Source organism: Pseudoalteromonas piscicida (assembly GCF_000238315.3).
GTDB lineage: Bacteria > Pseudomonadota > Gammaproteobacteria > Enterobacterales > Alteromonadaceae > Pseudoalteromonas > Pseudoalteromonas piscicida.
In genome coordinates, this window is the sequence record NZ_CP011925.1 from 1,167,835 (window position 1) to 1,183,638 (window position 15,804).

The 15,804-nt window shown below is 42.3% G+C and carries 11 protein-coding genes; 4 read left to right on the forward strand and 7 right to left on the reverse strand.

Going from position 1 to position 15,804, the window contains the following annotated elements:
• Positions 1–6: 6 nt before the first annotated feature.
• On the reverse strand, positions 7–2,979 hold the full coding sequence (locus PPIS_RS24505) for an immune inhibitor A domain-containing protein (RefSeq protein ID WP_010377114.1): 2,973 nt from the start codon (positions 2,977–2,979) through the stop codon (positions 7–9).
• 365 nt (positions 2,980–3,344) lie between these two features.
• On the opposite strand from PPIS_RS24505, the gene PPIS_RS24510 reads away from it, so the two are divergent.
• The 3 genes from PPIS_RS24510 to PPIS_RS24520 all read left to right on the forward strand — a co-directional run bounded on the left by PPIS_RS24510 (position 3,345) and on the right by PPIS_RS24520 (position 6,219).
• Positions 3,345–5,066, forward strand: coding sequence for an acetolactate synthase 3 large subunit (locus PPIS_RS24510; RefSeq protein ID WP_010377112.1), 1,722 nt, complete (start codon positions 3,345–3,347; stop codon positions 5,064–5,066).
• Complete coding sequence (gene ilvN, locus PPIS_RS24515; RefSeq protein ID WP_010377111.1) at positions 5,066–5,563, forward strand: acetolactate synthase small subunit; 498 nt, start codon at positions 5,066–5,068, stop codon at positions 5,561–5,563. The genes PPIS_RS24510 and ilvN overlap by 1 nt, the downstream gene beginning before the upstream one ends.
• Positions 5,564–5,718: 155 nt before the next feature.
• Positions 5,719–6,219, forward strand: coding sequence for a DUF4240 domain-containing protein (locus PPIS_RS24520; protein ID WP_010377109.1), 501 nt, complete (start codon positions 5,719–5,721; stop codon positions 6,217–6,219).
• Positions 6,220–6,600: 381 nt separating this feature from the next.
• Here PPIS_RS24520 and PPIS_RS25030 read toward each other — a convergent pair whose 3' ends face one another.
• The 4 genes from PPIS_RS25030 to PPIS_RS24540 all read right to left on the reverse strand — a co-directional run bounded on the left by PPIS_RS25030 (position 6,601) and on the right by PPIS_RS24540 (position 10,890).
• Positions 6,601–6,855 (reverse strand): hypothetical protein, encoded by a 255-nt coding sequence (locus PPIS_RS25030; protein ID WP_069019196.1) that lies wholly within the window; start codon positions 6,853–6,855, stop codon positions 6,601–6,603.
• A gap of 85 nt (positions 6,856–6,940) precedes the next feature.
• Positions 6,941–8,019, reverse strand: a protein-coding gene (locus tag PPIS_RS24530) for an IS3 family transposase (RefSeq protein ID WP_145957329.1) whose coding sequence is annotated in 2 segments (ribosomal slippage) — positions 6,941–7,767 and positions 7,767–8,019 — 1,080 coding nt in all. Because the reading frame shifts where the segments join, the coding sequence is not laid out codon by codon here.
• A 420-nt stretch (positions 8,020–8,439) separates the two neighbouring features.
• On the reverse strand, positions 8,440–8,889 hold the full coding sequence (locus PPIS_RS24535; protein ID WP_010378724.1) for a GNAT family N-acetyltransferase: 450 nt from the start codon (positions 8,887–8,889) through the stop codon (positions 8,440–8,442).
• A gap of 6 nt (positions 8,890–8,895) precedes the next feature.
• The gene (locus PPIS_RS24540; protein WP_010378722.1) at positions 8,896–10,890 is read right to left on the reverse strand and encodes a methyl-accepting chemotaxis protein; all 1,995 of its coding nucleotides are present in this window, start codon (positions 10,888–10,890) and stop codon (positions 8,896–8,898) included.
• Positions 10,891–11,123: 233 nt separating this feature from the next.
• Here PPIS_RS24540 and PPIS_RS24545 point away from each other — a divergent pair, with 233 nt between their 5' ends.
• Positions 11,124–11,468 carry a hypothetical protein gene (locus PPIS_RS24545; RefSeq protein WP_010378719.1) on the forward strand — a complete coding sequence of 115 codons (345 nt, stop codon included), beginning with the start codon at positions 11,124–11,126 and terminating at the stop codon, positions 11,466–11,468.
• A gap of 32 nt (positions 11,469–11,500) precedes the next feature.
• Here PPIS_RS24545 and asd read toward each other — a convergent pair whose 3' ends face one another.
• Positions 11,501–12,616 (reverse strand): aspartate-semialdehyde dehydrogenase, encoded by a 1,116-nt coding sequence (gene asd / locus PPIS_RS24550; RefSeq protein ID WP_010378717.1) that lies wholly within the window; start codon positions 12,614–12,616, stop codon positions 11,501–11,503.
• A 444-nt stretch (positions 12,617–13,060) separates the two neighbouring features.
• Entirely contained in the window at positions 13,061–15,748 is a 2,688-nt protein-coding gene (locus PPIS_RS24555) for a TonB-dependent receptor domain-containing protein (RefSeq protein WP_010378716.1), read from the reverse strand.
• Positions 15,749–15,804: the final 56 nt, after the last annotated feature.

Below are 15,804 nucleotides of genomic sequence, written 5' to 3' on the forward strand. Positions count from 1 at the left end.
GGTGCGTTAGCACCACCTTCTTCTTAATCCCACTAGCATTCCACCGATTAACGCAAACCATCCGATACTGCCCCCAGACGATCCGCTATCACCAGAGTCCGTTGGCGTTGTTGTTGGGGCTGTCACTGTGATCTCAACAGTGCCTTTCGCGCTTTGATCCGCACCATCCGATAGCGTTAACACGACATTATATGTGCCCGCTTGAGTGTAACTATGCGTTGTAGTCAAACCAGAACCTTGTGTGCCATCACCGAAATCCCAATTAGCTTGATAGTTACCATCGCCACCAACAGCAGTTGCGACAAAGCTTGCCTGTAAGTTAGATGTGGTCGCTGTGGCTTCAATGCTTAGTGGTACTACGACAGTCACCGAGGTTGATTTAGTTACCGCTTCACCTTCGGCGTCTTTCACATTAAGTGTTACTGTGTACGTGCCGCTTAGCTCATAGATATGTTCAACTGAGTTTGATGTTGCTGTGGTCCCGTCACCAAAATTCCACTCAAGTTCATAAGGCGCTTTGCCACCGATAACTTCGGCGTTGAAGACAAAGCCTTGCCCTACTGCGGTCGCTTTGATATCACCGACTGTAAGCGGGATTGGCTCGACGTTGCCAACGCTGACATTTGAACTCAGCGCTGAATTGCTTCCGTCTGCTTTGGTTCGTGTGAACATTACCGTATAGTTGCCGATATCTTGATAGCTGTGAACTGGTGAAAGCGCGTTACTTGTTTGACCATCACCAAAGTTCCACAAAAAGCTATCTGATTCGTTTAATGCTAGGCCTTTGACATTAAACTTAACGGTGTTTTGCGATTGTACTTGAGTGATTTTAGGGTCGCTGAGATAAATTACACCAACTTGCGCACTGCTCGCATCTTCTTCTATGGTATTCAATCTAAGTTGAACACCAAAACCAGGCAAACTAACACCTGACTCCTTTTGGATCGAGAAGGTGTAATCCTGAGTATCATCAAACGTACTGATCGGCGTGAGATGTTGATCACCAAGACCCGCTTTTTGAGTATCTAAACGCAGTGTTGCATCTTTGATTTGAATAATACTCGTTGCGGGTGTTGTGCCGTCGGCTTTGAAGATCGGGTTTTGGTCTTGGTCAATCACCAACATATCGCCAGAGCCAGGGTGTAACGAAGTAGAGTTATTGCTTTGCCCATCGTTGCTGTACCACATCAACACACCTGTATTATAACCAGACAAAGACAAACCAGCATCTAACCCTCTAAATGAGCGTAAATGCGCGTAGTAAGCGTTACTAGGTTTAGCTCTGTAACCAGATATTTTACGAAAACCGTTGTAGACTAAGTCGTTTGTTGGCTCTGCGGTATTGGTATAAATTTGCGAACCATCCGCTGTCACTGCGATGTTATCGAGTAATACCCCTTTTAGTGTTTCAAAATCGTCAGTTTGATATACGAATGTTACGGTAACAGTTTGTCCTCGGTACGCTGAGATATCAAAATCTAGCGTAATTGGGTTAGCCCCAAAAGCCGACGACTCGCCATCCATGTAATTAGTCACACTGGCATAATTTGGATGGTTCGATTTTGTGGTATTGCCAGCAATTGGCTGGCCATTTACCGCCACTTGGAAAATATCGTAGTTAAGCTCGATACTATAATTTGCAAGCATGGATAATGAAATTTGGCTTGCATTAGGCAAACTTAAGGTAAAACTTGCTTGGTTATTGAGTTTGTCGTCTTGTCCTGAGTAATAGTGATAATTCCCATCAAGTGGCGTTATGAATTCCTCTAGTTGAGCAGGCAGATTTATCTTTATTTGATTCGTAGTACCATTGTTCACCCCAATATCTGTGAGCGTTACCGTTTGTTCTGTACTCAAATCATCAAATGTGTACTCGGTTTGGTTTAGCCAATTTCCTGCATAATTTTGTTGTAAAAACTCAAGGCTTTTAGGGGAAAATTGGGTTGGTTGCGAGCCACTTAATTGACCTAAGTAACTGCCTGAAGACATGACTGACCAAAGCGCAACGGGTTCACCTATGTCATTGGAATTTAAATCGTATTCGTCCGGTAATCCGAGGTCATGACCAAACTCATGGACAACCACACCGATTGCAGCATCAATAGGATTAATGGTGTAGTTATAAACCTTGTAGTTGGTATCTGGAATTGCCTTAGGTTGGTTGTTTTCATCAAATACGAAGAAGCGATGTGACCAAATTGCATCAGTATCTAATACGCCGCCACCAGCCTCTTGACCAATACTTGAATGAAATAACATGACATGGTCAATAATGCCATCCGGCTCAAGGCGGTTGCCATCACCATCTATGTCGTTCAAATCTGTTTTATCGTACTCAGATAAGTCGATATTAAATTGAGTTACGGCTTTGCTTACAGCTTCGAACACTAACTCTTCGGGTCTTAAGTCTCGGGTGTCGCCTTCTTGTTCGCCATAGTAGGCTGCATTTTGAGCGGCTCTTACCCAGCCAAATGCATTGCCAGATACCTTAAAGCTACCGCCTGAGGCCGCTTGATAAAACTGGGTAGCGGATTGCAAAGATTCGTTGTTAGGCCCGTTATAGCCGCTATCTGAGTACAATAGTGATTGGTAGTGAGACGCGGGATAGCTTGAGTAGTACATATCCGTATCACCGGAGTTTAGTCGGTTCTGGTCGTTAGGCAAATCCGGGAAATCAACCAAAATAGCAAGAATTTTGGCTTCATTAAGTGTTTGCGCCGTGCCCACCGCAAATTGCTTGCCTAACTTAGTGTTGCCAAGGTGCACGTTTTTAATTGCGTAGGGTGTTTTTATTTGGCTGGCAATGGGCTTTGTTTTGATAAATTGCTCAAGCGCAATTTTTCGCTCGTATTCACTCAATGTGCGGCCGAGCTTTTTCTCCTGCCAATAAATAACCTGATCTTTATAGAGTACCTGCGCTGACGCTGTACTTGATAGCAGCGTGATCGATGACAATATGCTTAGTTTAAAAATATTCATCTAAGAGACCCCAGTACAATTGAGCTTTAAGTTTAGCATTTTTATCGCTTTGTTCCCGTAGAAGTGCTACTAAATAAAAAATCTAATTGGTGGTGAATTTTAAATTGAAATGTAATATTTCAACAATTGAAAGGTGGAAAGGTGGAATTTATATCTAATACTGTGTAGGCTAACTTTGAAATCAACTTAAAGGCAAAACAATGACTAATTTCTTTCAACTAATCGTTCTCGTGGTGGTACTGGTCTCTTCATAGAGTTCAGCGGGGAGCTATTACTTGAAAGAAATACTCAAACCCCGCAACCAGCGGGGTTTTTTTTGATTTTAGAAATATAACAGGCACGCACAGTCAACGAGGAATGAGGTAATGGCAGAGCAATACAACGGCTCCGAGCTAGTAGTAAAAGCATTGAGCGCATTAAAAGTAAAATACATATTTGGCTATCCCGGAGGGTCGGTTCTTGATCTTTATGATGCCTTGTTTCAGCAATCAGATATTGAACATATCTTGGTTAGACATGAGCAAGCAGCGACCCACATGGCAGACGGTTACGCCAGAGCAACGGGAGACGTCGGTGTTGTCCTGGCGACCAGTGGCCCTGGTGCCACTAACTGCATTACAGGGATCGCGACTGCTTATATGGATTCAATCCCAATGGTTGTACTCTCAGGGCAAGTACCTTCAAACCTAATCGGCGATGATGCGTTTCAAGAAACGGATATTGTTGGTTGCTCTCGCCCTATCGTTAAACACAGTTTTAACTGCCGCGACGCGACAAAAATCCCAGAAGTATTAGCTAAGGCATTTTATCTAGCAAACTCTGGTAGACCAGGACCGGTTGTAGTTGAGCTGCCAAAAGATATTTTGAACCCTGCGCTTAAATTCGATTATCAGATGCCTGAACAGATTGATATGCGAACTTACAACCCGAGTGTAAAGGGGCATTCCAAGCAGATCCGCAAAGCGGTTGAAGCCATTATTGAAGCGAAGCGTTTGGTTATCTATTCTGGCGGCGGCATTATTCTTTCGAATACCTCGGAAAAACTAACTGAGCTGGTTGAGAAATTAAACGCGCCTATCACCAATACCCTAATGGGTCTTGGCGGGATCAGTGGCACACATCCTAACTTTATTGGCATGTTAGGGATGCACGGAAGTCTTGAAGCGAATAAGGCGATGGCGAATGCCGATGTTATCTTAGCGTTAGGGGCGCGTTTTGATGACCGTGTGACCAATAACGTTAAGAAGTTTTGTCCGGATGCCAAAATTGTTCACGTTGATGTGGATCCAACTTCAATTTCTAAGACCATTCAAGCGCATATTCCAGTTGTGGGCTGTTTAGATACAGTGATGGAGCAATTGCTACGCGGTATCGAAAAAAGCGAGAAGCGCATCGACCGCGCTGCACAAGAAGATTGGTGGCAAGCAATTACCACATGGCGCTCTCAGAAGTGTTTGTCGTTTACAGCGGGTGTTGAAAAAATCAAGCCGCAAACGGTTATCGAAAAGCTATACCAAATGACCAGCGGTGACGCATATGTTTGCTCAGACGTAGGACAGCATCAAATGTTTGCAGCGCAGTACTACCCGTTTAAATCACCTCGTCAATGGATCAATTCAGGCGGTCTTGGCACCATGGGGTTTGGCTTACCTGCTGCGATGGGCGTAAAAATGGCATTCCCGCAAAGCGAAGTATTGTGCGTAACTGGAGACGGCTCAATTCAAATGAATATTCAGGAGCTTTCAACTTGTTTGCAATACGGCCTTGCTGTCAAAGTCATCTCGTTAAACAACCGCTCGCTTGGTATGGTACGCCAATGGCAAGACATGATGTATGAGGGACGTCACGCAAGCTCTTATATGGAATCACTGCCTGATTTTGTTGCGCTTGCCGAGAGTTATGGTCATATCGGTATTCGGGTTGATAAGCCTGAGCAACTTGATGCAGCGCTGGAAAAAGCAATGTCGATTAAAGACCGACTTGTATTTTTAGATATTTTGGTCGATGAGTCAGAGCATGTGTATCCAATGCAAATTAAGCAAGGTGCGATAGACGAGATGTGGTTGAAAAAAGGAGTAAAAGCATAATGAGAAGAATATTATCGATTCTATTGGAGAATGAACCAGGTTCTCTTTCTCGTATTGTGGGTTTATTTTCTCAGCGTGCGTACAACATTGATAGCTTAACAGTAGGTACGACTGCAGACAAAACGCTATCTCGTATTACCATCACGACCCAAGGCGATGACCGCATTGTTGAACAAATCACTAAGCAAGTGAACAAGCTAGTGGATGTGCTTAAGGTCATAGATTTAACTGATATGCAGCACATTGAAAGAGAGCTACTACTGGTAAAAGTCTATGCCAGAGACGAAGTAACACGAGCAGCTATCAATCGTGTTGCTGAGGTGTTTCAAGCTAGCATTATAGATATGGGCAAACAAAGTTATATATTACAGATGGTAAGCTCAGCCGACCGTCTTGAGTCTTTCTTGGATCTATTACGTCACGAAAGCGACATTATTGAACTAGTGCGCTCTGGCGCGGTAGGTATTGGCCGTGGTGACAAAGCGCTGAAAGGATAAAACCACTTACCTTTTAGCTGTCACTGTGATCTTTTTGGGCGGGTGAGCACGTTGTGTTACGTACAACCCGCTTCAGCTGTTATGCATGGCGGCTTCGATTTACTCTCATTAGGTTACTGGCTATAATCTCGTTTTTATCAAGTTAGATTATGCACATGGAACTCGAACGCTTCTGGCAGCTTGTCACCGCCCCCGATCATTCAAACGATAATGAATATTTAAAAACGCGTTTATCACCGTTAAGCTCAGAAGAAATTGCTCAGTTCGATGCATTATATACCAAAGAACTAAGAGCACTGTGGCATTGGGATAACTGGAAAGTGGCCTACGTGATTGCAGGCTGTAATAGCGAATATGACTTCTTGGATTTTTGTAATTGGATCATCAGTCGTGGCCCTGAAGCGGTAAGCGTACTCACTGCGGAACCAGACGAATTAGCTAATAAGTTTGCTATTCCGAATAAAGACGACCTGCCCTACCCGTTTATTGACGAATTAGATTTAGTTGCAGGGTTGCTTTTTGAAGAAAAAAATCAAGACGAACTTCCGTATCACAGTGTCGTGAACTTTCCGCCGCAAGGTAAAAAGTTTAAAAATAAACCAAAACAGTTAAAGGCTGAACTACCTCAACTTTTTGGTCAATATTGGCTTGGATAAGGTTTAGTTTATTGTTTTATTTGATGGGTTTTAGTTGTTCTAGAATTAGACGCTGAAACTCATTATTACCATCACCATCGCAAAATACCACCGCTCCAGATAGCCTATCAATCCTTCTCGTCTAACTTACCAAAATGACTTTGCTAAAAACACAACCTCTTGTTAAGTCTTAAGCAGTGGAATACTATGCTTATTACCTATTTCGGGAGCAAAAAAGAATAGTGAACTTAAACATTGATTCTTTTCTGCCTCTCTGTCCATTTCTTAATTTTTTTGAGTGAAAAACACCTAAGTTGAAGTTGCGATTTTATGCGCGTATTTCGATTAATAAAAAGCTTATACATGAATTCCTTGGCTGGTAGCCATATATGATTGCTGCCATTAACAACTTCCGCCATCTCCACCATTGCAGCCACCATCCCCTCCTGAATTGCCGAAAAAGCCTCCCCCATCACCATTCGTTCTGCCCGTATAGTTGCCAGAGCCTCCAAAGGAAGAAGTAACTTTACCAACCAACAAGATTAGCAATAGGCCTGATAAAATGGGACTAAAGATCCCTTCAAACCCTGATGAAGAAGAAAAGTCAGTGAAAAATGAGAATAATGCTAACCCTACGACGTAGATTAAAGTTTTCATATTTTCCGCTCTCTATTGGAGTATCATAGGTTATTAGTACTAATATGTAACTCCACCCAATTTAGTACAGCTATTTCGTAGAATTTTATGCAGCCTCAAGATAACCAATTGGTGTCATATCGCCAAGTGAATCATGTGGTCGCTCATAATTATAAATATCTAACCACTCATCTGTGATTTCACGTACTTCTTGCAGTGACTCAAACAAGTATAAATCGAGCACTTCTTCACGATAACTTCGGTTAAACCTTTCCACAAAACCATTTTGGTAAGGACTGCCAGGCTCTATGAATTCCAACTTGATGTCATTTTTCATTGCCCAATCTTCGAGTACCGTTGAAGTAAATTCTGGACCATTATCCACTCTAATCTGCTTTGGTTTTCCTCGCCAAGCAATAATTTGTTGTAGCGTTCTAATGACTCGTGCAGAAGTTAAGCTTGTATCGACCTCAATCGCCAGTGCTTGTCGGTTGAAATCATCCAGCACATTCAGTGTTCTAAAACGATGTCCATAGATTAATGCGTCACTCATAAAGTCCATTGACCACGATTCATTATGTTGTGTCGGTGCACTTAATGGTTCAGGTGTTCTTGTTGGAACACGGCGCTTTCCTTTACGTCTCAAGTTTAGTTTTAGCATGCTGTAAACGCGTTCAACACGCTTTTTATTCCACGACTTACCTTTATTACGAAGCCTTTTGAATAGCTTAGGCAGCCCCCACCTAGGATGGCGCTCTACCAGCGCAAGTAATGCGTCGATAACTTCATCATCTAACGGCCGTTTATGTTTGTAATAAAAAACTGAGCGGCTTAGCCCTGCCACTTCACAAGCAAATGCGACGCTGACGTTAAATTGAGCTCTTAAATGCTCTACCCAAGCTCTGCGCCTACTTGTTTTTACAGCTTTTTTGCGATGATATCCTCAAGCATCGAGTGCTTTAGGCTAAGCGTTGCAAACATATCTTTTAGCTTACGGTTTTCTTCTTCAAGCTCTTTGAGGCGTTTAACATCAGACGCTTCCATACCACCATACTTTGAGCGCCATTTGTAAAATGTACTTTGGCCGATACCGTGTTTACGGCAGATTTCAGGCACAGGAATACCCGCCTCAGCTTCTTTGATCATGCTGACAATTTGAGTTTCGGTGAACTTGCTTTTTCTCATCGTAAATTTTCCTATTTTAGTTAATGGAAAATTCTACTTATGAACTGTTTCATTTTTTGGGGGAGTTACAAATATACCTTGTAATGCTGAAACCGTCACCGTCCTCTTATAACTGTCTGGCAGGTGAATTCTAAACCTAATAAGTAATACTGATCGTAAGCTCATTTATGCACTGGTAAAAATTAGCTGATACTTATACCGTCAGTATCCCTTGGTAATCACGCAAAAAACAGATCAAATATTTACACCAATAATTCGCACTTTCAAAAGTCCCCCAGCATTGATGCAAATGGTGGTAGGCGTCACCAATTCCCGTTAACGGCTGAATGAAATTACAGCTATAGGCTCAGGTATTCTTTGGCAGATAAAAACGCCAAAGTACACGTTCGAGCTATCTGAAGTTCATATTACTTCGTCTTGCTAGTACTGCCCTTTTATACGAACCATTTCATTCGCATACACTGACTCGCCATTATATTCAGTGAGAAATTCATCAGACACTTCGAATCCGTATGCCTTGTATAACTCCTTTGCAGGCTCATTTGTCTTGGCGGCAAAAAGGTTCGCCTTGCCGCATATTTGTGACAAAAGGAATTCAAGTATTTTTCTTCCGATTCCGTTTCCTCTAGCACTAGGGCAAACAAATAGTGCTCTAATCTCTGACCCAAATATTGCTCCAAACCCAAGAATATTCCCATCATCAAAAACGTATATCTTTGATTCCTTCAGCGCTGGTAGTCTCTTTTCATCATTTTCTAGAGGCAAGAGCTTAAATGTCTTTTTCTCAAAACGAAGCTCATCCAGTTTAGATTTCGAATAGATCTCAAAAATTCTCGGATAGTCTTCCTCTGTCAACTCTCGAATATTCATAGGGTGCTAGCTCTTATCTATTTTAAATATATCCATTGTGCGTTGTAGCGTATCGCTATTTAGTTTCATATCTTTAAACAATTCATTTAACGCTTTCGATGTATCTAATTCATGGTTTGCGGCTTCAAGCACTGCGGCGGTGTTTTGTGATATATCGGCGGCGACTTCTGATTGTTCGCAGGCTGCGGTGGCAACTGAGGTCGTGAGTTTTTCAACATGTGTACTGTGTTCGTTTACTCTGAGCGATACTTTACGCGTTTCTTCTACTTCGTTCATGGTATTTTGTGTGAGCAGTGTGTTTTCTCTGATTGATTTCACAACGCTTTGGCTTATTTCTGACAAGCTAAGTAACAGTGTGGAAATTTGCTCTGAAGATTGTTTACTGTTGTTTGCAAGTCCACGCACTTCATCGGCTACAACTGCAAAGCCACGACCGTGCTCGCCTGCGCGGGCTGCTTCTATTGCGGCATTGAGTGCAAGCAAGTTAGTTTGCTCGGCAACACTGCGAATGGAGTCCAAGATAGTATTTATCTCAGAAACTTGCTTTTCCATACTCGCGGCCATCTCGTCGACGGTGTTCATACTCATCGAGAGGGTTTTCATGGTGTCTAAGTTCTTTTGGTTGTCTGCAAGTAATTGCTGTGATTCGATGTTAAGTTGGTCGCTGGCATCTAGTGTATCTTGCGCGAGTTTTGCGATTTCTTGGCTGGTTGCGGCCATTTCTTCTATTGCAACCGCAATGGAAGATGCCATGCCTTGGGTTTTTTGTGCATCCTCATTGACATTAGAGGCTGCTAAATGCATTTTTTCGCCAAGCCTTGTACCTACCTGTACGGACTTGGCTAAGCCAACCATTAAATCTTTAAACGCATAAATCGTATTGTAAATTGACTCGGAGATTTGCCCAAGTTCGTCGCGAGTGTTTAAGCGCATATCTAAAGTTAAGTCGCCCTCTTCAGCTACACGTTTTAATATGCTTGTTAATTGTGAAAGCTCTGAGCGTAGTGAGCGAATGAGGTGAAAGTTGACGAGCGCGATAAAGCTGAGAACGATGACAAAAAGCACAAACATTAAGATACTTTCAAATGCGATATCTGATTTGTGCTTTTGGCTATCTTTAATTGTCATTTCCCATACGGAATCGAGTTTGGTCTTGAACTTACCGATTAAACTTGTCGCAGCAGAAAACCACTCGGCACTTGAAGGTAAGCGACTAAAGTCAACTTGCCCTTGGCTTTCAAGAGTATCAAGAATTTGATTGAACGCTTTTGCCTCGCTTGAAGATAAAATAGTTTGTACGTTGCTTTGGCCTGTGCCTTCGAGTGCGGTTTTTAATTGATGTAATGACATCTCTAGCTGTTGGCGATAGTACTTGATATCGTCTTTGAGGGTGTCTGACATTGCTTTTTTCGCAAGCACACCATTCACTTTGCCACGGATCTGTCCAAGGCGCTCTTTACTTTGGGCAATAAGGAAAGCAATAGAAAGTTCAGAAGATAGGGTTCTATCTGATACGTAGGCTTGAATTTTTGCAGCCGTATTTAATGAAACTTGATTAAGTTTGCTGTAGTAAGCAAAGGCATTACTGCCATTCTTCCTGTCGACCTCATCTCTTACGCGGTTCTTATTGGCTTCCACTTCAAAAATATAAGGTAACCACTTTTGTACATTTTTATCTTTAAGAAACAGTGAAGAGTGAATACTTTTTAGGGTTGATATTGTTTGGTCGGCAATTTCACGTTGCTCGTCGACTTTTCGTTTATTATCACTACTTGGATTACCAAGGAACCCTGCCGTTAAGCCGCGCTCTACCGCATGGTGATGCGCTACTTTCTCAATGGCGTCGAGTAAAACGACATAGTTGATATCTTGATCGGCCGCATTGTACTGTCTCCAGTTATTCAAAACGTTTTTGCCAACTAAAAATAGTAAAAATGCAAGCAGCGAGATAGAACTTATCATCGTGAGCTGCATAATCGAAAATCTTTTCAAAATACCCATTCGTCTCTCCGTAGCGCGAGCGTAGATTATTGTTTAATCGAGGTAACTATAGCCCAACAAAATTAAGGTGAGATATTTTGTAACAAACATCGTGATAGATTTAGCGTTTTGAGGCAGTAAGGATATGATAAATGTTACTTGAAGTAATTTTTCTGAAAACAAATGGTAATGCAGTGTTGCTACCTTCTTGTTGCTAATAATGGTATTGGCGTCAAAATTAAATAGAGGAATGTATGAAAGGATTTATCAAACTAATGTTAGTGAGCCTTGCGCTTATCTCTTTGAAGTCATATGCGGTTGTATTTACGTGTAAAGGTATCGTGTACGACCTTTACTCAAAAGGTGACAACCGTTATGAAGTAAGGTTTGAGCGTGAATCTGGTTTCGACCTTGAGCCTGTTGTTATCTATCCAGAACAGCACTACCTTTTGGCTCCGGTTTTAGATGCTATCCGCGAAGGCGAAAAATACCGCACCGTATATCGCTTAGTCATTGAAAATAGGGATAGCGGTGACACTCGATGCCACGATGGTGAGAGTGAAAACGCCTTAATCGGTCTTACAAAAGTCATCGATTAAAAAGCAAAAGGCGCCAACGGCGCCTTTTGAAATTAACCTGTAATGATCCTTAACATTCTACGAAGTGGCTCTGCCGCCCCCCATAAAAGTTGATCACCAACAGTAAATGCACTGATATATTTTTCACCCATTGTGAGCTTTCTTATCCTGCCTACAGGAATACTCAGTGTGCCAGTGACATTTACAGGAGTTAGCTCTTTTGCCGTAATATCACGCTCATTTGGAATAACGCGCACCCATTCATTATGTGCCGCTAGAATTTCCTCTATTTCTTCGACGCTTCGATTTTCACGTAACTTGATGGTGAGTGCTTGTGAATGACAGCGCATCGCGCCAATTCGTACACACAATCCGTCGATAGGAATAGGTTGCTTTGACGAGCCAAGGATTTTGTTTGCTTCTACTTGTGCTTTCCACTCTTCTTTACTTTGACCAGACGGCATTGGAACGTCAATCCACGGAATTAAGCTGCCGGCCAACGGCACACCAAATTGATCTTGTGGTAAAGATTCATCTTTGATTTTTTCCGCCACAAGCTTATCAATTTCTAAGATGGCTGAACTTGGGTTGTCGAGTTGTGCTTTAACCGAGCAGTGGATCTCACCCATTTGAGTGATGAGTTCACGCATATTTCTCGCGCCTGCACCTGATGCCGCTTGATAGGTCATTGGGCTCACCCACTCTATTAAGTCTTGCTCGAATAAACCACCAAGCGCAAGTAGCATAAGAGAAACCGTGCAATTACCACCGACAAAGGTTTTTACACCTTGTTCAAGACCTTGTTGAATGACATCTTTGTTGACAGGATCAAGCACAATAATACTGTCTTTTTCCATTCTCAGTGCTGAGGCTGCATCTATCCAATAGCCTTCCCAGCCCTGTTCACGCAATGAAGGATATACAGATTTGGTATAATCTCCACCTTGGCAGGAGATGATAATATCCATTTCGCTAAGCGATTGAATATCGCTAGCGTCTTGAAGCGGCTTTGGCTCACCACCGCCTTTAACAACAGGGCCGAGTTGACCTGCTTGTGAGGTAGTAAAGAAGTGTGGATCAATGACATCAAAGTCATTTTCTTGCTGCATACGCTCCATTAGCACGGAGCCAACCATTCCACGCCAGCCGACGAGTCCTACTTTTTTCATGTTATGTGCCTTAATTCTTGATTATACGGATCATTGCGTGAGTCGTATGTCTAGATGGCTACCATAGCAAAAGAATACGCGGTGGACTAGCTAGAAATTAGGAATTTAATAAATAAAAAACCCCGCATTGCGGGGTTTGGATACAACATGTAAAGGTTGTCCTAATTAAACGCATTTGCGTCAACAAGAACTCGGTACGTAACGAGCTATGGTTTTGTTTTTAAAGCTCTTAAATAATGTTACTGGTTAAATATGACAAGTATATTAACAACCTAGTAACCTACTGAAGTATTTGGATATATTTTTATATATAGTCCAACTATACACAAAGTTACAGAACTTAGTCCATGAAATAATGAATTAGTAGAAAAAAATATCTCGAAGATTGATAAAGATCAAAAAAGCCAAGGCTGACCTTGGCTTTGGTTAAAGCTTAGTTGTTCTTTAGAACTCGTAGCTGTAGCTCAGGCTAACAGAGGTACCGACATCTTTTTGTCGCACTACTACGTCAGATTGAGTTACTTCTTGATCTTCATTTAGCAAGTTCTTGACTTTAAATTTAACTTTAGAGTTAAAGTCAGGATACCAAGTATATACTAGGTCAAGTGAGTGGAATGGTTGCTCATAAGCATCATCTCTACCGCCGATCCCTGAAGCCAAAATACGCTCACCAAAGACGTTATACACTAATGAACCACTGTGTTGACCATCAGCCGAGTCATAGTTTAATTGCATATTAACTACGTACTCTGAGTGACCCGTCATACGCTTCGTTGGGTTGGTTAAGTTACCAGCACGAGCTGGATCTATCGATACTTCAGAATCACTTAGGGTGATGTTACCTGACGTAAAGAAGCCACTCGCAAGACCCGATAAGTCGTATAGCCATTCGGCTTCAATACCGTATACTTCACCTTCCTCACCGTTTACGAAGGTTGCTGTATAGTCTTCATCACCAACTCGCAAGATACTTTCTATTGGCGCCGTAATATCTTTATAGAATGCCGCAACAGAGAAGTTATCGCCATTATCCATATAGTATTCAAAGCGCGCGTCGTAGTTTTTCAGGTCACTACTCTTAAGGCCAGCTACACCGAAGGTGCGGATATCGGTTAATGGATCATAGTAGGCAACCGGTACTAACTCACGTAAGTCAGGACGTACAGTGGTTTCACCATAACCAAAACGTACTTGATAGTTACCGTCTGAAAGATACGTTAGCGATAGTGCGTTGAAGAAGTTATCTTCGTTAACTGTACCAGCTAAAATGCGCTCCTCGTCGTAAATCGTTTCCATCGTTACGCGGTCGAAGATTAGACTCGATGTTGCAAGTGACACTTGTTTAAAGTCTTCGTAACGAATACCACCACTAATACGCCAGGTATTGTCGAAGAAGATATCAAACTCACCATAGCCCGCATCAATCTTTTGAGCCGCGATATAATCGTCTGCCGCTGGTGCCTGAGGTTCGTTGAAGGTCAACAAGAAAGTGTTGTTGTTCAAAAACTCATCGTCAAGATAACCCGATAATCCATAGATCTCAGATTCATCAAAGTTTACTGGGATGGATATGCCACTTTTGTTATTTACAACGAAGTTACTGGTATTGTAAACACGCGCTCTATCCATAAAGTCGTAACCACCTTTAAGGGTAATTTCTATGCCCTCGAAGGTTAACGGTAAGGTGACATTGCCGCTGTAAGACTTTACGTTGTCTTCCATGTCTGTAAAGGCGTACGTTATACGGTTATCATCACCGGTAACGATGGAGTTTTTATAAGAACCGTCTTCGTTATAGTTATCAATAAACTTAAAGTCGATTTCTGTTGGAATATCGGTTTGCGCTTTTGACTCTGTATACTGCCAGTCAAAGCCTATCCCCCAGTAATCGAGGAACGTGTGTTGACCAATCACTTGGTCGATATCCAATGTGCGTTCTTCGTAATCAAACTGATGTGAACGCTGTGCCGCACCTGTTCCCGCTATAGTTCTAACGGTACTACCGTTAGGGCTTTGTAACACGGAAAACTCTGATTCGGTTTCGTTATCTTCGAGATAAATCTTAGAATAAGTAATGCTATGCTGATCTAAGCGGTAACCGATATTGAATACACCATTTAGGCGTTCAGTTTCAGTGGTTACTTTAGATTCTTTAAGTGTCACATAACAGGAATTGGCTGTGTCTTCTGCGGTTTCTAGTTTTGAAGTACAGTTTTCAGTTAATGTGTCGTCAATAACGCCCGTCGTGCGGTCGCTATAATTCCAATCATTGTCATAGGAACCTGCAAGCATAAAGCCTACCGTGCCGCCTAACCAATCTTCTTGGAAACTATTGCCAATGTTGGCTTTTACATCAAAGTTTGGATCTAAGGACTCTTCTTTGACTTGAATATCGCGAGGAAGCGATGACACAAACCCTTTGATCACGTCAATTGCTTGATCCGCACGTGTTAGCCCGTCTTTATCTTTGAAACCGTTTTTGTCTACAACTTCACCGATGTCAAAGTTACCACGATATCTTACAACTGCATCTTGTAGTACTTGAGGTATACCTTCCGCGGTTCCGCTGTAGGTAAAGCCTTTATCAGAATTAAAGTTTTGGCCAATACCTACCTCAATACCTGCGGTGAACTCCGATGGTACAGACTTCGTACGGATATCGATGTTACCACCACCGAATGCAGCAGGCATTGACGGAGAATAAGCCTTTTGTACCGCTAGACTTTCAATAATGCTTGCTGGAAAAATATCGAGTGGAATAACGTTTCGGGTTAAGTCCGGGCTCGGTACTGCGGCACCATTCAGGCGAGCACTTGAGTAACGCTCACCTAAGCCACGAACATAGATAAACTTGCCGTCAACTAATGTAAGACCGGTAACACGACGTAGCGCGGATGCTGCATCACTATCACCCGTTCTAGATAGCTGCTCTGCGCCTAAGATATCCGCAACGAAGGCTTGGTTTTTACGTTCTTCAATTACCGCCGCAGCACTACCTTGCAAACGAGTACCTACCGCAACAACTTCTTCGATTGCCTGTTCTTCTTCTGCAACGCTTGGTAGAGAAGTTGCGACTGTGAGTGCCGTACTGATGGCTAAAGCAACTTTTTTAAATTTCATTTGAGTATCCATATGCAATCCTGCCAAAAATCATAAAAAAGGCGCAATGACTGCGCCTTAATTGTAAT